At 31.9% G+C, this 20542-nt stretch carries 20 protein-coding genes; 15 read left to right on the top strand and 5 right to left on the bottom strand.

The features are described 5' to 3' along the window. Nucleotides 1-24: 24 nt before the first annotated feature. The 5 genes from AD998_15130 (at nt 25) to AD998_15110 (ending at nt 3760) form a co-directional block, all read left to right on the top strand. Nucleotides 25-1467, top strand: a complete 1443-nt coding sequence (locus tag AD998_15130; protein KOY87305.1) for an isocitrate dehydrogenase — start codon at nt 25-27, stop codon at nt 1465-1467. Between the two features lie 114 nt (nt 1468-1581). Next, nucleotides 1582-1944, top strand: coding sequence for a hypothetical protein (locus AD998_15125; GenBank protein KOY87304.1), 363 nt, complete (start codon nt 1582-1584; stop codon nt 1942-1944). An 80-nt stretch (nt 1945-2024) separates the two neighbouring features. Further along, nucleotides 2025-2486: a hypothetical protein gene (locus AD998_15120; protein KOY87303.1), complete on the top strand. Its 462-nt coding sequence runs from the start codon at nt 2025-2027 to the stop codon at nt 2484-2486. A gap of 114 nt (nt 2487-2600) precedes the next feature. Next, nucleotides 2601-3023, top strand: coding sequence for a hypothetical protein (locus AD998_15115; protein KOY87302.1), 423 nt, complete (start codon nt 2601-2603; stop codon nt 3021-3023). A 62-nt stretch (nt 3024-3085) separates the two neighbouring features. After that, nucleotides 3086-3760: a hypothetical protein gene (locus AD998_15110; GenBank protein ID KOY87301.1), complete on the top strand. Its 675-nt coding sequence runs from the start codon at nt 3086-3088 to the stop codon at nt 3758-3760. 81 nt (nt 3761-3841) lie between these two features. On the opposite strand, the gene AD998_15105 is transcribed toward AD998_15110, so the two are convergent. Beyond that, nucleotides 3842-4276, bottom strand: a complete 435-nt coding sequence (locus AD998_15105) for a hypothetical protein (protein ID KOY87300.1) — start codon at nt 4274-4276, stop codon at nt 3842-3844. 535 nt (nt 4277-4811) lie between these two features. Here AD998_15105 and AD998_15100 point away from each other — a divergent pair. The 4 genes from AD998_15100 to AD998_15085 all read left to right on the top strand — a co-directional run bounded on the left by AD998_15100 (nt 4812) and on the right by AD998_15085 (nt 8141). Next, a complete protein-coding gene (locus tag AD998_15100) occupies nt 4812-5444 on the top strand; it encodes a hypothetical protein (protein KOY87299.1) in 633 nt (210 codons plus the stop codon). Between the two features lie 26 nt (nt 5445-5470). Next, the gene (locus tag AD998_15095; protein KOY88231.1) at nt 5471-6568 is read left to right on the top strand and encodes a hypothetical protein; all 1098 of its coding nucleotides are present in this window, start codon (nt 5471-5473) and stop codon (nt 6566-6568) included. Nucleotides 6569-6659: 91 nt separating this feature from the next. Further along, a complete protein-coding gene (locus tag AD998_15090) occupies nt 6660-7370 on the top strand; it encodes a short-chain dehydrogenase (protein KOY87298.1) in 711 nt (236 codons plus the stop codon). 51 nt (nt 7371-7421) lie between these two features. Further along, nucleotides 7422-8141, top strand: coding sequence for a hypothetical protein (locus AD998_15085; GenBank protein KOY87297.1), 720 nt, complete (start codon nt 7422-7424; stop codon nt 8139-8141). A 56-nt stretch (nt 8142-8197) separates the two neighbouring features. Here the strand turns inward: AD998_15085 and AD998_15080 are convergent, their stop codons facing one another. From AD998_15080 to AD998_15065, 4 genes are all read right to left on the bottom strand, one after another. Further along, on the bottom strand, nt 8198-11128 hold the full coding sequence (locus AD998_15080; GenBank protein KOY88230.1) for a peptidase M16: 2931 nt from the start codon (nt 11126-11128) through the stop codon (nt 8198-8200). A 243-nt stretch (nt 11129-11371) separates the two neighbouring features. Further along, nucleotides 11372-12490 carry an MBL fold metallo-hydrolase gene (locus AD998_15075; protein KOY87296.1) on the bottom strand — a complete coding sequence of 373 codons (1119 nt, stop codon included), beginning with the start codon at nt 12488-12490 and terminating at the stop codon, nt 11372-11374. Between the two features lie 50 nt (nt 12491-12540). Further along, the gene (locus AD998_15070; protein KOY88229.1) at nt 12541-13101 is read right to left on the bottom strand and encodes a hypothetical protein; all 561 of its coding nucleotides are present in this window, start codon (nt 13099-13101) and stop codon (nt 12541-12543) included. Nucleotides 13102-13201: 100 nt separating this feature from the next. Beyond that, complete coding sequence (locus AD998_15065) at nt 13202-13687, bottom strand: hypothetical protein (protein KOY87295.1); 486 nt, start codon at nt 13685-13687, stop codon at nt 13202-13204. Between the two features lie 419 nt (nt 13688-14106). Here AD998_15065 and AD998_15060 point away from each other — a divergent pair, with 419 nt between their 5' ends. From AD998_15060 to AD998_15035, 6 genes are all read left to right on the top strand, one after another. Further along, entirely contained in the window at nt 14107-14604 is a 498-nt protein-coding gene (locus tag AD998_15060; protein ID KOY88228.1) for a hypothetical protein, read from the top strand. A 14-nt stretch (nt 14605-14618) separates the two neighbouring features. Beyond that, on the top strand, nt 14619-14840 hold the full coding sequence (locus AD998_15055; protein KOY87294.1) for a hypothetical protein: 222 nt from the start codon (nt 14619-14621) through the stop codon (nt 14838-14840). Between the two features lie 109 nt (nt 14841-14949). Further along, on the top strand, nt 14950-17919 hold the full coding sequence (locus AD998_15050) for a hypothetical protein (protein KOY87293.1): 2970 nt from the start codon (nt 14950-14952) through the stop codon (nt 17917-17919). A gap of 30 nt (nt 17920-17949) precedes the next feature. Beyond that, nucleotides 17950-19092 (top strand): hypothetical protein, encoded by a 1143-nt coding sequence (locus AD998_15045; protein KOY87292.1) that lies wholly within the window; start codon nt 17950-17952, stop codon nt 19090-19092. Nucleotides 19093-19123: 31 nt separating this feature from the next. Next, nucleotides 19124-19816, top strand: a complete 693-nt coding sequence (locus AD998_15040) for a hypothetical protein (protein ID KOY87291.1) — start codon at nt 19124-19126, stop codon at nt 19814-19816. Nucleotides 19817-19828: 12 nt separating this feature from the next. Continuing rightward, nucleotides 19829-20533, top strand: a complete 705-nt coding sequence (locus AD998_15035) for a hypothetical protein (protein ID KOY87290.1) — start codon at nt 19829-19831, stop codon at nt 20531-20533. The last annotated feature ends 9 nt before the right edge of the window (nt 20534-20542 follow it).

Below are 20542 nucleotides of genomic sequence, written 5' to 3'. Positions count from 1 at the left end.
TTTTTTAATCTAACACAATCTGTTATGCAAGAATTAACTCCTATTACAGTTGCCTATGGCGATGGTATCGGTCCCGAAATTATGGAGGCTACATTAAAAATTTTAATGGCAGCAGGTGCCAAAATTAAGCCAGAGGTTATTGAAATTGGCGAAAAAGTATATTTAAGTGGAAATACTGCAGGTATTGACGAAAGTGCTTGGGAATCGCTTCGTAGAACAAAAGTTTTCTTAAAAGCTCCTATTACGACTCCTCAGGGTGGTGGTTTCAAGAGTTTGAATGTAACTACTCGCAAAATGTTGGGTTTATTTGCTAATATTCGTCCATGTGTTTCGTATGCTCCTTATGTAGATACCAAACACCCTGTGATGGATGTAATTATTGTTCGTGAGAATGAAGAAGATTTATATGCTGGCATTGAACATCAACAAACTCCTGAAGTAGTACAATGCTTGAAAATCATTACTCGCCCTGGTACAGAAAAAATCGTTCGTTATGCATTTGAGTATGCTCGTCAGTATGGTAGAAAAAAAGTAACTTGTTTTACCAAAGACAACATCATGAAACAAACAGATGGTCTGTTTCATAAAATATTTGATGAAATTGGAGAAGAATATCCAGAATTAGAAAAAGAACATTGGATTGTAGATATTGGAGCAGCTAAATTGGCTGATACTCCTGAAGCATTTGATGTCATTGTAATGCCAAATTTATATGGTGATATTCTTTCAGATGTAGCTGCTCAAATCGCAGGTTCTGTAGGACTTGCAGGTTCTGCTAATATTGGTGAAGAAGTATCCATGTTTGAGGCAATTCATGGTTCTGCACCTCGTAGAGCTGGACAAAATTTAGCAAACCCTTCTGGATTACTTTTAGGAGCTATTCAGATGTTGGTGCATATTGGGCAAGGTGATGTTGCTGAGAAAGTACACAATGCTTGGATAAAAGCTCTTGAAGATGGAATCCATACTTATGATATTTTTAAAGAAGGTGTAAGTACAGAAAAAGTGGGTACAAAAGAGTTTGCTGATGCAGTTGTTGCAAGAATAGGACAACGCCCTGTTAAATTAAAAGCAGTAGATTATTCTCAGGCGAAAGAAGCTATCAAAGTAAAAGTACGCCCTGCACAGCCTACAAAAATAGAAACTATAGGTTATGATCTATTTTTATATTGTGATGATAGAGATGCCAATAAACTTGGAAAAGCTTTAGAAAATATTAAATCGGGTGATTTACACCTGACTATGATAACCAATCGTGGGGTAAAAGTATATCCTAATGGTTTGCCAGAAACTTTCTGCACTGACCACTGGCGTTGCCGTTATAAAGGAAATGGTGGTGATGTAAAATACTCGGATTTTATTGAATTACAGAAAAAAGTAATGGAAGCAGGTTATACAATCATCAAGACTGAAAACTTATGTAAGTTTGATGGTGTAGAAGCCTTCTCCGCAGGACAAGGTGCTTAATCCTTTCAGTTTAGAGTTAAATCCCTTCTTGGTACTACCAAAAAGGGATTTTTTGTTTGTATGAGAATTGAAAAAATTGTAATTTGATAAAAGTAATCTCAAACGAAATAAATCATGGAACCAAATAATCTTATTGAAAAACTAATCCAAAATGCTTGGGAAAGCCATTCAAATAATCCTTTACAAGAAAAAGTGAGCCAAAATGCAAATTATTATTTCACTTATACTTCTACAAAACAACAAGAGCTTGCAATATGTATTTTTGAACAAAATAAAACACTTCGATTTCGAGTAAAAGATAATAGTAGAAATGATTTTCGCTGGTTTGAATTGAAATATGCAGATGTTTTAGAAAAATTGATAAATATGCTTATTCAAAAACAAGATGAAGTAGCCTTGTCTAATTATTTTGGTTTGTATGGAGAATTATCAGGGGTATGTGATACTACACTCTTGGCATGGGAACAGTGGGAGTAATTAAACTGAATTAAATTTCTGGCTGGATATTACCAACCAAAAGAAGGAAAATGATTCATGTACATTAAAATTATTAATCTATGAAAAATAAAATAATCATTTTAGTTATTACACTTTTTTTCTTTTATAATACTAATGGACAGAATTTTAAGAAAGCTTCCCATCATCATTGTAAAAAAGTACAAGTTTCAGATACAATTTTTCTTGTGAGAGAAACTGAAAAAATATTGATTGTAAGTTTTAAAAATTTGGTAGAATTAAAAAAAGATAGATATGTTTCTTTAGGAAGTGAAATACAAATTTGGGATTGGAAAAATAATAAACCTGATGTTCAATACTGGAATCACCCAAAGATATTTTATAAGACCCAAAATTTATACAATCAACAAAAGAAAGACCTTTTAGAGATATTGTATGGTAATAAAAAAGGAGACCATTTAGAAGTATATTTTGATGAAAATTGTAGTTATGCACCACACCATGCAATGATTTTTTATGGTAAAAATGATAAAGTACTAGGATATTTGGAAATATGTTTTTAGTGTAAACATTTTAAACATACTTTAAATTTATTTAGGAATGGATAAAGATATGTGTGAAGATAAAATAAATGCTTTAGAAAAGTTTTTTGAAAATACACTAGGCAAAACACCAAGATGAAATATTTTGAGCTCTTTTTTACTTATGTTGTTGCTATTTTACTTGTATCGTTTTTGGTCTCTAATATGATGGTGAGTGTACAGGAGAAAGATTATAGAGGACTATTTGCTATGCGAAATATTTTTTTACTAAGCTATATTTTGATTGTTTGTTATCGAAATAGATTTAGTACATTACTATTGATATGTCTCAATTTAATTTTTTGGTATAAATTTTTTACTATAGACTTACGATACTCATCTTGGTGTAATGACCCAATATTATGTATGAGTTTAAACTTAGAATTGTGGATAGATAAAGACTATATAAAATATATACCAGTTTTGTTTGCATTTTCTAATTTCGCTTTTTATGCATCTTTATTCATTTCAGTAGTTTTATTACCTTATCGAATAGCTAGATTTTGGATAATGAAATGATAAAATTTTGAACTACAGTAGATTAATATTGTATTTTTATTAGAAATATTAACAATAACTATATGAAAATATTGAATTCTGCCTATAATATAATCTTAATTTGTTTTCTTACGCTTCTTTGCTTTCAAACAAATGCACAAAATAAAGCTGAATTAACCATAGTGATTCAAGAATGTCATAGAGATTCGGCTTTTACTTATGTTTCAGAGTTGAAAATATATAAAAACAACACATACTATATGACATTAACGTCTGAATTAAGAGGCATAAGTATGGAATTTCTCAAAGATTTGGAGTTTGGAACATATACTTTTATGTATAAAACTTTTATTGGAAAGGAGAACACCATAACTTTAAATATTACGAAAGCTGAGATGTATTTTTTAACAATATGTGCTGATTTTATAGATTACTCAAAAGAAAAATATAAACCAATTATTGACCAACTTGGTGAAAATGATAGCTATTCTATCTGTTTTTCTTCAGTTGGTTGCTATCATTCATTTAAAAAATTCATAATTATCAAAAGAGAAAATGATAAATACTCAATTGTTTGGGGAGATAAATCTAAGGAACTTACCACTCAGGATATTGAAAATATAAGGCGTTTTGAAGTAGAATCAAATTATGTGAGAACTTGTTGTTGTACGACATCAGATACTTATGTGATAGAGTACAAAGGAGAAAAAAAACAGTTAATGATGGTAGCTGTGACTGGGGTGGAGGTTACTATTTAGAAAAAAAACTATTTGGAGATAAATGATTTTTTTTATTTCTGGTTGGATATTACCAACCAGAATGTGGAATTTAAGAAGTTTTTAGCCAACCCAAACACCATCAGCATTGTCAAGAAAATCTCTAAAAGTGTCTTTTAACTCATTAGAAATTTGATCAAGAGGTTTTAGCTTATTGATTTCATAGAAATAGGTAACTGCCATTTTACCAAAATCGCTGTTCCCTTCACACAAACTTTCAAAATCTTCAATATACAAAGTCGTAATATCTCCAGCATTATTTTCTATAACCTTGAGCAATTCTGCTGCATATTGGATATGTGTAATTTTATTAGACAAAAATTGCTGAGACAAGTCTTCAATTTTTATGATGTCGGATTTTAAAATGCCATCAGGCATACAAATTTCTACGAAGTCTTCACTTACGATATAATCTATTAGAAGCTCTTTAGAAGAGTGTGCCAATAAACCATTTACGCCATGTATATCCTCTTGATAAACATACCAATTATTTGCCATGCTGAATTTATATTTAGGTTTAAAATTAAAATAGCTATTTACTTGTCAATCATCACAAGTGTTTCCCAATAGTAAGTGTGCTTGCGAGTTTTTAAGTTTTTGGATGATAATATACCAACCACAAGGAGGAAAGTTTTTATGTATCTTTCCAACACTTGTGGTTAGAAGACCAATCAAGTAGAAATGAGTTTTTTCGTTAATCTCTTTTAGAAGCATTTTTCTTCTGCTTTTTTTCCTCTTTTTTCTCTTTTGTGGTCTTTAGAGGTTCCTTCTTTTTTTCTTTTTGTGCATTCTGACCTTTTGCCATGATTGATAATTTTTATGTGTTAAAACTATTGTAAAAATAAAAATTATTTTTGATTTTTTATTCAGATTTTAAAATCATAAAACAGATTAAAAATATAACAATAAAAATTCAGAATTTCAAATATAAAATTGAATATTGTTTCTAATAGTATTATCAATTAAATTGCTCTTTTTACTTATTAAGATGAAAAAAATGAAAAAAATACTCTTTTCTCTCTTATTGATGTGTATGTATGCGTATGTACAAGCACAAGGAGAATTATTGGACAAAGAAACACTTGTAAGCCAAAAAACATATAGAAATCTTAGAGATGCACTCAAAAAACCACTTGACGTTTATGCATTAGACATCAATCCTGAAAACATATTGTTTCGCTCCCCAAAATTAACAAAGCTACCTAAAGAAATAGGGCAATTAAAAAATTTGCAATGGTTTTCTTGTCATGGCAATAAAATTACAATTTTACCGAAGGAAATATGGGAATTAAAAAATTTGCAATATTTCTATTATGGTCAAAACGAACTCACCTCCTTACCCAAAGAAATAGGACAATTAAAGAATTTGCAAGTACTAGATTGCCAAATCAATAAACTTACAAGTTTGCCCGCTACAATAGGCGAATTGAGTGAATTAAAAGAGTTGAATTGTGAAGGGAATCAAATTATTTCTTTGCCCAAAGAAATCGGGCAGTTAAAAAAACTGACTTGGATAAATCTTTCCAACAATAAACTAACCAGTCTGCCAGAAGAAATAAAGAATTTAGAATTTTTGAAAACGCTTACGCTTAGTGGCAATAATTTTAGTGATACAGAAGAAGAAAAAATAAAGAAACTATTACCCAATTGTGAAGTAATTTTCTAAATCAAAAAATAATTTTGAATAATAAAATAAGTAAAATATTGATTTATAGGTATTTGTTGTTTTTTGTTTATTTACTTTTATGGTCTTGTCAGGAAGAAAAGACTAAACTTCCCAAACAAAAAAGTATCAAAATAGATAGCAAACAAGCTGAAAGGCTTGCCAATTTACCTTTAAATTGTTTACAGAGAGAATACCCCAATTCTACCAATCAGGTACTTCATGAGGCATCAGATTTAGGAACTCCCAAACAATTACATCCTGCTTTTTATGGTTGTTACGATTGGCATTCGTCTGTACATGGATATTGGACTTTGGCTGTGTTGTTAAGGGCTTATCCTCAAATAGCTCAAAAGAAGTGGATTGTAAAAGTATTTATTCAAAATCTGAGTGCAGAAAATATAAAACAAGAAATTGCTTATTTAAAAAAGTCACATGAATATTCTTTTGAAAGACCTTATGGTTGGGTTTGGCTTTTCCAACTTCAGCAAGAGTTAGACACTCATCCAGAACCTGAAATTAATAATTTAGCTAAAAATTTACAACCTCTTACAAATTTACTTATAGGAAGGTTTTTTCAGTATTTACCTCAATTACAATATCCTATTCGTGTAGGTGCACATAATAATACAGCTTTTGGAATGAACTTGGCTTGGGATTATGTTGTGAGCATACAAGATAAAAGCTATCAACAACAACTAAAAAAAGAAGCCAAAAGACTTTTTTTTAATGATAAAAATTGCCCTTTTAAATGGGAAACCAGTGGTACAGATTTTCTTTCACCTTGTTTGGAAGAAATGACTTTGATGAATAAAATTCTAAATAAAAAAATGTTTTTAGAATGGGCAAAACAATTCGCTCCTGAATTGTTTAAGAAAGATTTTTCTTGGGAAATGGCTTATCATGTTTCTGAACAGACAGATACATTTTTGGTGCATTTGGATGGTTTAAATTTTAGCAGAGCTTGGAATTTATACGATTTATCTAGCCAACATACTGAATTAGCACATTTAAAACCCATTGCTGAAAAACATTTGTTACAATCGTTACCTTATATTATTAATAATCACTATGAAGGAGAGCATTGGCTAGCTACTTTTGCTTTAAAAGCTTTGATGAGTAAATAAAAATAATGAGATAGCTAATTTTTAACTTTTTTTTTCAAAAAACATACATTTTTGAAAGACTCGTTTATATTTGTAAAAAACGTATGAATCTATGGAAAAAAAGATAATAGTAGTAACAGGAGGTACAAAAGGTATTGGAAGGGCTATAGTAGAGCATTTTGCTAAAGAAGGTTTTCATGTATTTACTTGCTCTCGTAAGCCTGAGAATGTAGAGGAACTTACAAAACATATAGAAAAAAACTATCCCGATGCTCAAATTTCGGCTATATCAGCCGATTTATCCATTAAAACTGAAGTACAACGTTTCGTTACATTTATAAAATCAAGAACTCAAAGAGTTCATGTGCTTGTAAACAATACAGGTGTATTTATGCCTGGGCAGGTACACAATGAAGTAGAAGGAGTACTTGAAAGCCAAATAGAAACCAATTTGTATAGTGCTTATCACTTAACAAGAGGTGTATTGGATATGATGTTAACTTTCCAGAATGGGCATATATTTACTATTTGCTCAACTGCCAGCATTACACCTTATGTAAATGGCGGGTCGTATTGTATCTCAAAATTTGCTCTATATGGTATGACAAAAGTTTTGAGAGAAGAAATGAAGCCTAAAGGAATTAGGGTTACAGCTATTCTTCCAGGAGCAACCCTTACAGATAGTTGGGCGGGTGTAGATTTGCCTCCTGAACGTTTTATGAAGCCTGAAGATGTAGCTTTGGGTGTATGGGGAGCTTATCAAATGTCAGAACAAACCGTCGTGGAAGAAATATTGATTAGACCACAATTAGGGGACTTATAAAAATAATCAATAGTAACGTATTTAATCATTAACATTTAAACAACTTAAATTTTGAATTTTGAATTAGATGCTAAATCACTGGAGGCTGTATTGGCTTTAGTGAGTGTAACAGTGGGTTTTATTGCTTATTGGTTTATTAGCCAATCAGCAATTATGGAGAATTATTTTTCGGCTCGTTATCCAAATCCTGATAAGCAAATATTGTATTTTGTTCTTTTTCAGCGTTATACAGGAGTTGTTTTTTTAGGCATATTACCTATTATTATAATGTTTGTTTTTTTGGGAAAATCATGGGCAGACTATGGTGTAAAAAGTCCTGAAAGTCTTGAAACCCTATGGTGGATATTGGGGCTTGTAAGTTTGATTCTTCCCATTAACTATTTTAATGCTAAAAAAGCAGATAATTTACTTGTATATCCACAAATACGTTCTAAATATTGGACCATAAAGGTTTTTATACATGAATATAGCAGTTGGATAGCCTATTTATTAGCTTATGAGTTGCTTTTCAGGGGATTTTTATTATTTGGTGTATATAGAGTAGCAGGAGCTTGGACAGCAATGCTTGTCAATGTAGCTATTTATGCTATTGCTCATGTACCCAAAGGACAAAAAGAAGCTGTTGGAGCCATTCCTTTAGGAATGTTATTATCCTATTTAACTCTCAAAACAGGTGATATCTGGGTAGCAGTGGTGGTACATATTGCATTAGCTCTTAGCAATTCATTTTTCTCATTTTTAGCACAGCCTGCAATGTATTACAAAAAATAATATGCAGATACACAACAAAACATTGTATATCTGCATAAAATCAAAATACTAAAAGATTAATAACCGAACAGCTTTTCAAGAGAAATTTGTTCTACTTTACCATATTTTTTGAGTGCATCAAAATTTAAATTTTCTTTTTTGCCCACTACAAGTGTAATACGAGGTTTTCCTTTAACATATTTTTGTTGGAAATTCAAAATATCCTCCCATTTCAAATTAGGGATTTTACTATAAGCATTTTTACGTGGATCTTCTGTAAGTCCAAGTTGTTGGCTAGAGATATAATCAAACAAAATGTCAGATTTTGTAACACGTTGTGTTTCCAAATTACTGATAATTTGACTTTTTGCATTTGCAAATTGTCTATCTCCTGATGGAATATTATTGACAATATTGTCCATTGCAGTGAGTGCATCAGACAATTTATCTGCTTGTGTGCCTATGTATGAAGCAAAATAGCTTTGCTTCTTCAAATCGTTAGCTTGTCCGAAAAATGCATAAGTGCTATATGCCAAAGCTTTTGACTCTCTGATTTCTTGGAATACGACTGAACTCATACCTCCACCAAAATATTCATTGTAAAGTTGGATAGTTGGTGATAGGTCTTTGTTGTATTTGATACCTTCTGTAAGGCTCAAAATTTCAGCTTGCACCATATCATATTCTGCCCAATACACTTTATTTTCTGTAATAGGAAGTTGCTTGTATTCTCTTGGTGCAGGAATTGTAAGGAATTTTTTAGGTAATTTATGATTTTTCTGTAAAGTTTTGGTAACATTTTCAATACTTTCACCACCATAATACAGAATTCTGTGTGGGTATTGAAGAATATTCTTTACCAGATCAGTAAGCTCTTTTGGATTGATAGCTTTTAATTCACTTTCAGGAATAATATCATTAAAAGGATTTTTTTCACCATATTGAGCATAATTCTGCAAACCAGAACGTAATATTGCACCCTTGTTGAGTTTAGCATCTTTGCGTGATTTCAATATTCTTTTTACAACATTATCAAAAGCCTCCTGATCAGGTTTTGCATTAGCTAAAAGATTTTCAAATAAAATAAGTGCTTTTTCAAAGTTTTCATTCAAACCTGAAAGGCTTACATATATTCTTTCATTTCCTGAGAATACATTGAAACTACAACCTAATTTGTAAAGCTCTTTTTTGAAATCTTGTGCAGAATATTTATCGTCACCTAAGAAACTCAAATAATCTACTGCAAGCCCAAGTTTTTTATTGTGTAGAGTTCCCATTTCTAATACATACTGTATAGAAAACAATCCATTTTCCGTATTTTTTTTGTATAAAACTTGTACATTTTTACCTGAGAGGTCTTTTGTAGTAATGTCTTTGGCATAATCCAAAAATACTGGAGACATCTTTTTAGCTTCTGTTTCTAATATGTTTTTTACAAAAGGGGAGCGTTTATCTCTGTTCAATTCAACAGGTGTAATAGTAGGTTTATCTACTTTAAGACTCTTCTTTTCACCTTTGCGTTTATAAACTACTACATAATTTTGGGCATAATAACGATTTGCAAATTGTACCAACTCTTCTTTGGTAATGGTCGCTAACTCATTGATTTCATTGACCATATCTTGCCATTCTACACCATAAATAAATGCAGTTACAAAAGCATCAGCTCTTGCATCGTTACTTTCCATTTGTAACATTTTAGTTTTCTTAAAGTCATTTAGAATAGCAGGAAGAAGCCAGTCTTCAAATTTGCCTTGTTTTACCAAATCTAATTGTCCTAAAAGTAAATCTTTTACTTCTTCTAGTTTTTGTCCTTCTTTTGCTCTTCCACCTAAGAAATGTATACCATAATCTCTAAGACGATATACAGAAGAATATGCTCCTTGTACTTTTTGAGTTTGATTCAGATTTAGGTCAATAAGCCCTGCTTGGCTGTTGCTAAGTACCATATCAAGCATAGTGGCAAGTTGCATTTCACGTGTGTTGTAAGAAGGTAAACGAAATCCAATTTGGAGATTTTCAGCATCAGGACCAGTTACCTCTTTTTCAATTACTTTGGTCAAAAGTGGTTCCGCTTTCACAGAAAAAACAGGAACAGGTTTTTGGGACATTCCACCAAAATATTTGTCAATGTAAGCAATGGTTTCAGTAGGGTTTAAATCACCACTTAGACAAATTGCCATATTATTAGGCACATAATAAGTGTTAAAATACTTTTTAATTTCAGTTAGAGAAGGGTTTTTTAAGTGCTCTATCGTACCTATAGTAGTTTGTGTTCCGTATTGATGATTAGGAAAAAGTGTTGCAAACATCAGTTCTGACATTTTTCTACCATCATTGTCAAGGGAAATATTTTTTTCTTCATACACAGCTTCTAATTCTGTATGAAAAATACGTGGTACCATATCCGAAAAGCGATTAGATTCTATTTTAAGCCACTTTTCAAGTTGATTAGTAGGAATATCATTGACATATACAGTTTGTTCATACCAAGTGTAAGCATTTGTGCCTGTTGCACCAATAGCCCCTAACATTTGATCATATTCGTTACCAATAGCAAATTTTGAAGCTTGGTTTGAAACTTTATCTATTTCCGCATAAATTGCTTTGCGTTTTGCCTCATCTTTGGTTTGACGATAAGTTTCAAAAAGTTGCTCTATTTTATCTAATAAAGGCTTTTCGCTTGCCCAATCTGAAGTTCCAAATTGTGTAGTACCTTTGAAAACCATGTGTTCCAAGTAATGAGCCAAACCTGTTGCATCAGCAGGGTCGTTTTTACTACCTGCTCTTACAGCAATATAAGTCTGGATACGTGGTGCATTTTTATACACGGTCATATATACACGCAAACCATTTTTGAGTGTATATATACGTGTTTTTGTAGGATCTCCTTGTACAGTCTGATAAGTGTAATTATCTTCTGTAACAGTTTGGGTTTGTGCTTGGGTATTGTTGGGTAAATAAAGTGTAGAAGCCCAAAGTCCAAGTACAAACAATTTTTTTAGCAAATTCTGTTTGAACATTTTTTTTTACGATAGATAGTGAATAGTTGTAATGAAATTATATAAACGAAGTATTGTTCATTTCTTTATGATGATATTAGAAGTCAATAACACTTGTTATTTTTCATCAATTTACTGAATGTAAAATTATATTTTTTTGATATATAAAACCATAACCAGTGCAACTTTATATAAAATAACAAACGATTTTGCTGAAATAATATTATTAATATTTTGGTTTGTAATAAATTAATCCACCTTTTTCCACCAAGTTTCAAAAGTTTGTGTTTGCATAAAGTCTACCCCTTCGCCTATCATGGGGGTAAGAAGTGGCATTTTTTGTTCTAAACCATATTCTGATACTTTTAGAATAGGTTCATCCCAAGCATGAAGAGCAAGGACAAATTTACCCCAATGTACAGGCATAAGTTTTTTGGCTTTTAAATCTTGAGCTGCTTTCACAATTTCGTGTGGGAGCATGTGGATATATTTCCAATATTCGTTGTATTGTCCTGCTTCCAAAATAACCAAATCAAACTCACCAAACTTAGAGCCAATTTCTGCAAAATGCTTGTCATAGCCACTATCTCCACCTATATATAATTTTTTGGTAGGTGTTTGAAGCACAAAAGATGCCCAAAGAGCTTTATTTCTTGATAAACCTCTTCCTGAAAAATGCCTTGCAGGAGTGACATGAATGGTAAAATTATCTTCAAAATCAAACTTTTCGTACCAATCACCTTCATAGATGTTTTTTACATCAAAGCCCCAATGTTCAAAATGCTCACCTGTACCCAAACCTGTTACAATATGTTTGATTTTAGGTTTTAAAGCCAATACCGTTTCATAATCCAAATGATCCCAATGGTCATGAGAAATGAGTAAATAATCGATTTCAGGGAAATCATCAGGGCTATAAACATCTGCTCCTTTAAAACTACGAGTGGTAAACTTAATAGGCGAAGCTGCTCCACTCAATACGGGGTCCACAAGAAATGTTTTTCCATCTGTTTGAATAAAATAAGATGAATGACCGAACCATACCAAAATATCCTGATTTTTGGGTAAATTTTTCAAATCTACTTTTTTAGAAGGCAAAATATTTTTTGGAGTGGAACGTTTACTTCTGCCAAAAAAGAAATCCCACATTACTTTTGGATAGCTTGCCCCTTCGGCAAGGTCGGGGGTATGGCTTAGGTTTTGGAATTTGCCGTCTTTATAATGAGGCGATTTTTCAATTCTTTCAAGCCTTTTGCCACTAGGCAGTTTTCCGAATTTTGTTTGTTGCGTAAATATCATAACAGAAATAGTTAAAACAATAATTAAAATGAGTATGGAGAGAAAAGTGTATTTAAAGAATTTTTTCATGATGTAAATATTTTAGACTGACTAATCAGTCGGATTGAGTGATAAATTTTTTATGTAAGCATTTTCCAAAGAAGCTCAAAAGATTGCTCAATGAGTTCTTTCTTCGGTTTTTCACCTAATTCTTTTTTTGAAATATACTGATACACACCAAAAATATGAATACCAATCAGGCTATGAATAAAGTCTATGGGTAGTTTTTGAATATATCCACCTTCCATAGCTTCTTCAATAAGCTCTATAGCTGCCTTCTTTTGTTCTTGAATTTCGTCCAAGGGTATTTGGTTTGCAAAAGGAGAGAGGCTCACTTGTTGCATAAAATGAAACTCCAAAGGATGGTCTAAAGCCCAATACAAAGTATAAATATAATGAGTCTTTACTTTCTCTTTGGTGTTTTTTTGTGTTTGAGCTTGATTTTCAGTAAAATCTAATAATTGTTTTTTGATGTCAAGATATAATCGAATAATTAAATCGTCTTTGGTTTTGAAATGATGAAACAGCGTTCCATTGGCTACACCAGCCTCTTGAGCTATTTTGCTCGTGGCTGTGCCATGAAACCCTTGTTCTACAAATAAACGCAAAGCCGCTTGTAATATTTCTTTTCTTTTATCTATCATAGACTGACTAATCACTCCACAAAAGTGAAATAAATTTTAGATATATCCAAATAGAAAATAAATTTTATTGAAAAATATTTAAGAGAAGTTATTGAAACTAAAGTAAATTGCTTGCTTCAAACGAAAAAGGAAGCAGTTGAGCAATAGAAGGAATTTTGAAAATTTTCCCTTCAGCATCTATTAAAAGCACTTCAATTGGGCTGTTTTGGCGTTGTTCAAACTCCAACATCACTTGTCTACAAGAGCCACAAGGAGGGGTAAAATTATACTTTCCATCACGTTTTTTTGCGACAATAGCCACCTGCAATATTTTAACATCTTTATAAAGTACTCCAGCACTGAAAAATGCCACTCTTTCAGCACAAAGCCCTGAAGGGTAAGCAGCATTTTCTTGATTTACGCCTTCTACTATTTCTCCATTTTCTAATTGCAGGCAAGCTGAAACTAAAAAATTGGAATAAGGGGCATAAGCTTTTTCACTAATAGATTTGGCTTTTTGAATGAGTTTTCTTTCAGATTCTGTTAAAAACTCTTCGTTGGCATAAAATTTATAAGAGGTGATAAACTGGCGTTCTTCTATCATTTTTCGGAAATTAAGGATTGAAATTTAGTAAAAATACCCACAGTCTCCAAACTTACTTATAGCTAATTTTGTAGATTAAGTGATAAATGGCTAATTTTGGAAAAAACTATATGCTCTTAGAGTCGCACCAAATCGCAGAAACCATCAATTTGAAACAATTTAGGGCAAGTTATGTACAAGTACCTATATATGCAACAATTTGGGATGCTTTTTATGTAGATGATAAACAGCGATTTATCCATGTTTTTGGGCATGGAGTAGTGGTTTTTGTAGGCTATGAAATCGCAGAAAAAAATGAGTTTATCAAGTTTTTGAGCCAATTTTCGCAAGGATATATCAATACTGATGTAAATGAGGATTTTACCATTCACTTGGATGCTACCATTCGAAAACCAATTGTAAAAAATAATTCTATTACTCTGTCTCATTTAGAATATGATACCATTCGGATTATCACACTCAATGTAGCTCAATCAGTATCTTTAGATTATTATGACTCCTTGAGCCTTGAAATGCTTAAGAGTAGTAAAAAGCATATTGATGAACTTGAACAGTTTGGTAAAGTAAAAATTTCTAAAAAAAACTTACTTAAACTGATTGGAAAAATTAAAAATATTAAAAATAGTATCATAGATAATTTGTATATTTTGGATGATCCCAATATTGTTTGGGATAATGAAGAACTTGAAAAAATTAACAAACAACTCAAAGAAACATTCGATATAAACCCTCGTTTCAAAGATTTGGACTATCGTTTGCGAATTGTTGAAGAAAACTTGGTATTGTTTACAGATTTACTTCAACACCGAGAAAGTTCCAGACTGGAATGGATTATTATTATTTTGATTTTGGTAGAGATTTTAAATGTATTTTTGGGTGATTCGCTCAAAAAAGCTTTTGATTGGATTGGAAAATAAATTAGAAAAAATTTATGTGGAAAACATTATTAATCATCGTTTTATTGGTGTATTTTCTCTCAAGCGTATTAGGTAAAATATTACAATTTCTGAAAGAAAGTAGTGGTGAAAAACCACAGTCTAAACCCCAAAAACCCGAAAAAGCAGGAACAATGAAAGTTTTTATTCCTGAAGAAAAAAATAAGAAAAAATCGTTTCAGGGCGGAGAATACACAGATTATGAAGAAATAAAATAAAAAATGAATGAGCTATGAATGATTGAGTTTTTAAATATTTATTCACACATTCATTTATAAAATTTTAAACATATCACGACTTTATTTTGAATATTTTGCCTGAATTATTATGTATAGAAAACTAATTTTATTTGCATTATTACCAATTGTTTATCATTTATCCAATTATATAGAACCTCAGGTTTCACCACAAGAAAGAACACTTTTTGTAAACCCTATAAATTACTTTAAACAAGAGCAGTGGGTAGATAGCGTTTATAAAACCATGAGTTTGGATGAAAAAATAGGACAACTTTTCATGGTTGCAGCCTATTCTAACAAAGATGAAAATCATTATAAAGAAATAGATCATCTTGTAAAAGAGCATCATGTGGGTGGGCTGATTTTTTTTCAAGGAACGCCCTATAAACAAGCCGAATTAACCAACCGTTATCATACTAAAGCCAAAATACCTTTGCTTATTGCTATTGATGGCGAATGGGGACTGGGTATGCGATTAGATAGTACCATTTCATATCCTTATCAAATCACACTTGGTGCTATCAAAGAAGATAGCCTCATTGAAGAAATGGGTAGCCAAATAGCTGACCAATGTAAGAGGTTGGGAATTCATGTCAACTTTGCTCCTGTCGTAGATATTAATAGCAATCCTAATAATCCTGTGATTGGGTTTCGTTCTTTTGGTGAAAATAAAGAAAAAGTAGCCCAAAAAGGAATAGCCTACATGAAAGGTATGCAAAAAAATGGTGTGATGGCTGTGGCAAAGCATTTTCCGGGGCATGGGGATACAGATGCCGATTCGCATTATGCTTTGCCTGTGCTCAAACATGATGTTCAGCGTTTGGATAGTTTGGAGTTGTATCCTTTTCAAAAACTTATTGAAGCAGGCGTACAAGGCATGATGGTGGCTCATTTAAACATTCCTGCTTACGAAAAACGCCCCAATTATGCTACAACACTTTCTTCGGCAGTTGTAACTGATTTGCTTATCAAGAAAATGAATTTTAAGGGATTGATATTTACAGATGCTTTGAATATGAAAGGTGTAAGCAGTTTCTTTAAACCAGGTGAAGTGGATGTTCTTGCTTTGCTTGCAGGAAATGATGTATTGCTTTTTTCGGGTGATGTGCCTATTGCTGTTAAAGCCATTAAAAAAATATTAAAAAAGAAAAAAATTAAGCCTCAAGATTTTGAAAACAGAGTAAAAAAAATCTTGAGAGCTAAATATCAACTAGGTTTGCATGAATATAAACCTATTGAATTACAAAACATTCAAAAAGACTTACACAAAAGAGAGTACTATACACTTTTAGAAAAAATTTATGAAAATGCTGTAACCATCCCACAAAATCAGGATAGTTTATTACCTTTCAAGTATTTGGATAAATATCAAATAGCTTCCGTTTGTATCAATGCTCAAGAAAAAGATGCAAATTATTACCACGATATTTTAAGTAAATACACTGATATAAAGCGTTTTAGTATCAGTCCACAGACATACAATATCGAAACTCGTCTCCAAACCATTGATAAATTAGATAGTTCAAAAACACTCATTATCTCTGTTTTTGGAATGAGCAGACTTGCTACTAAAAAATTTGGGATAGATTCAGCAACCATTCGTTTGGTAGCAGATTTACAGAAAAAGCATCCTAAAAACTTATTGTGTTTGTTTGGCAATCCGTATGCCTTAAAATTCTTCCCAAATACCCGTAATGCCATCATAGCCTACGAAGAAAATGCTTTTACAATTAAGTACATTCCTCAAATGATTTTTGGGGCAATAGGTGTAAAAGGTACTTTGCCTGTTTCTGTAAATGGCATCAAGGCTGGTACAGGCATACAAAGTGCTTCTGTGATGCGTTTGCAGTATGGTTTTAGTCCTGAAAGTGTAGGTATGAGTACCGATACACTTCAAAAAATGGATACACTCATCAAAAGTGCTATCATCAACAGGGTATTCCCTGGTTGTCAGGTGCTTGTAGCCAGAAAAGGAAAAGTAATTTGGGAAAAAGCTTATGGTCATTTTGATTATCAGGGTGAACAAAAAGTAACAACCCAGAGTATTTATGATTTAGCCTCTATCAGTAAGGTTGCAGGTACAACACAAGCCTTGATGTTTTTATTTGATGTTGGGAAATTGGATTTATCGCTGAAAGCCTCTGTGTATCTTCCTGAACTTGAAAAAAGCAACAAGAAGAATATCATTGTTCATGACATTATTTTGCATCAGGCGGGTTTACAACCATATATTTTATTTTTCAGAAAAACTTTTGGAAAATTAAGAGAACCTTCTCCCAAGTTTTATAGATATGCACCAGATGATACATTTTCATTACAAGTTGCACCAAGTTTGTTTGCTCGAAAAGACATGGAAGATTTGATATGGAAATGGACAATAGACTCTGATATGCTCAAGAAAAAGGGCAAACGTTACCCTTACGAATACAGCGATTTGAGTTTTTTTATACTCAAACGCATAGCCGAAAAGCAACTTAATGAACCTTTGGATAAGTTTTTACGTAATAATTTTTATCTTACTTTAGGAGCTAATAGTTTGTGTTATAAACCTTTAGAGTGCTTTAAAGCTGATGAGATTGTACCCACTGAAAATGATAAATATTTTAGAAGAGAGCTTCTGAGAGGTACAGTACACGACCCTACGGCTGCTATGTTGGGGGGAGTAGGTGGGCATGCAGGTTTATTTGGTAATGCCAATGACCTAGCTAAACTCTTTCAAATGAATATGCAAGGAGGGTATTATGGAGGTATTCGTTATCTTGTTCCAGAGACAATACAATTATTTACATCTCAGACAGATAGCCTCAATAGAAGAGGTTTGGGTTGGGATAAACCTGATAAAAATGCGATTTATGGTTATATTTCTAAATATGCCACAGATAAATCGTATGGGCATTCAGGTTATACAGGTACAGTAGCGTGGATAGAGCCTGAAAAAGAGCTGATTATTATATTTCTTTCTAATCGGGTACACCCTAACGACAACCCTCGAATAGTACGTCAACATACACGCCGAAAAATACAAGATATTGTCTATGAATCGATTGTAAATCCATAACAATCTCATTATCTTATTAAATATCATCCAATGGCTCTACCCATTATTACTCAGCAAGTTCAAAATCAGCTTTCTAAAACACAAACCAGCTTTAATCAGAAGATTAAACAAATAGATGAGTTAAAACTTCTGCTTAATTTGATAGAAGAACATGAGATTTTTTTACGTAAAAGACTTACAATATCTATTTTTCCGCTTATCAAAGAATCTAATAAAATTCGTATGGAATTTGCTGAAAAGTTGAATAATTATTTCTTTGATAATCAATTTACAAAAGCAGAAAAAAAGAAAATTTCAACGGTTATTTGTGAGTATATGTCTATCGTTTTAGAAAATGAAGAAACGCCAAGAGCCATAGAACTTTATAATATGCATACAGATACACTTTCTTTTGAAGAAGAACGAGCAAAAGCAAAAGAAATGCAGAAAAACATGATGAAGAAACAAGCTGAAAAGTTTGGTTTTGATTTTGAGAACGTAGATTTGGACGATCCCAATAGTTTTATGGCATCTATGGCAGAGCAAGCAGAAGAATTGCAGAAAAAACAAGAAGAAAAACAGGCAAAACGTAAGAAAACACCCAAACAATTAGAAAAAGAACAAAAAGAAGCTGAACAAAATAAAATATTGAATAAAACTGTAAAAGCTCTTTATACAGACTTGGCAAAAATTTTGCACCCAGATTTGGAACATAATGATGATAAAAAGCAAGAAAAAACAGAGCTGATGCACCAAGTAACCACTGCTTACGAGCAAAATGATGTGTTTGCATTGCTCAATTTGCATATCAAATATGCCCAAGAGGGAGAAAATAAACTTGATGCCATTGCTGAGGAGCAAATCAAACTCTACATTGTGCATCTCAATGAGCAAATCAAAGATTTAGAAGACCAAATACACCTCAAACGCTTCGCAAATTTTTCGCCTATGATGGAATGGGCAGGACAGAAAAATTTTGAAAGGAAGGTGAAGCAAGAAGAAAAAGGCATGAAAGATGAAGTACTTTCGCTTAAAACTATGGTGATGGAAGCTGATGATGTAGCCATTGTCAAAAAAAGACTAAAAAATACAGATATAGATGACAAGAACATGATAGATTTTGATATGATGTTAGAAATGATGGAGATGATGAATATACAAATCAAAGACCCCAAAAAGAAGAAAAAGAAATAAGAAATTTCTTAAAATCAAATGATTATGAACTATGAAAATTTATCTGATTTTAATATTATTTGTTGGACTTTTAGCAACTTGCAAGTCACCACACCAAAAAAATACAATGCCTGTGGTACTAGACACCACAAAACTACATCTAACAAAAATTGAAAAACTGGATAGTAGCTATAGGCAGTTTTTTGATTATCGAATTATGTATGTGGGGCAAATAAAGGATACTATATTATTGCCAGACACATCTAATAAACGTAAATTTCAAGAAACATACTTGCCATCCTTGCCTCAAAATGCTTTTAGTTTTGATGATTCTTTAAAAACAAACCTATTCATAGATACCAACAGAAGGATATATTCTAAATCCTTTTTAAGAGTAATAGTGATAATACCTAATCAAGATTTAACGAAAACAACATTTCCATGCTATCCATTAATCATCAAGAACCAAACAAAAAATGATTTTTATGTAGGGAATGATATTGATTTAAGTATGGAAGCCCAAGACTCCAAAGGCAATTGGATAACGGAAAAAAAGATGATTAGATTTGGATGTGGTACAGCAGGTTCAATAGCTAAATGGTTACCTAATCATATAATTATAGTACCCATTCCTATTTACAAAGGGGATTTTACCACTAAATTAAGAGTTCGATTGGGTAAAAATGTTTCTAATGAATATACAGGGCAAATTAATTTAGAACAGTTTGAGAAGACTCAATATTAAAGTTTGAATACTATGAAAATTTATGTGATTGTGTTTTTTCTGCTCATCTTTTTATTGAGCTGTAATTCTTTGGAAACGAACAAAATGTCAGTTATTATAGATACAACAAATCTAAAAAAAATGCCTATACATGAAAGAATCGAAAAAGAACAAACTCTATTTTATTATCATGTTAAATATGCAGGAAAAGAACAGGATACTATTTTTATACCTAATCATCTTTGTTGTTTGGAGGCATTTTTGGAAGATAGTAGTAAACAAATCTCAACAAGAAATAGCCTTATGGATTCAGGTGCTATAAAAATTTTGATAGATACCACCCAAAATATCTATGATTATGGTATAGCTAAAGGAGTAGATATAAAAGAGATTAATGCAGAAAATGTAAAAAGCAAAATGGTAGCATATAAAAGCTATCCTTTGATAATTAAGAATGTATCTTCTAAAACTATCTCAGTTTTGGAAACTCCAGATTTGATAATAGAGGCTCAAGATAAAAAAGGCGTTTGGAAATCAATACAAAATAATGATTTTAAACGTTTTTGTGCAACTGTTGCCAATACCATAAATATACCAGCAGGATATTTAGTAATAATACCCATTCCCATTTATAAAGGCGATTTTACAACTAAATTAAGAGTTCGGTTGGGTAAAAATATTTCCAATGAATATACAGGGCAAATTAATTTAGAACAGTTTGAGAAGACTCAATATTAAAGTTTGAAT

This window comes from bacterium 336/3 (assembly GCA_001281695.1).
Classification (GTDB): Bacteria; Bacteroidota; Bacteroidia; order Cytophagales; family Thermonemataceae; genus Raineya.
This window is presented reverse-complemented; position numbering and strand designations above follow the sequence as displayed.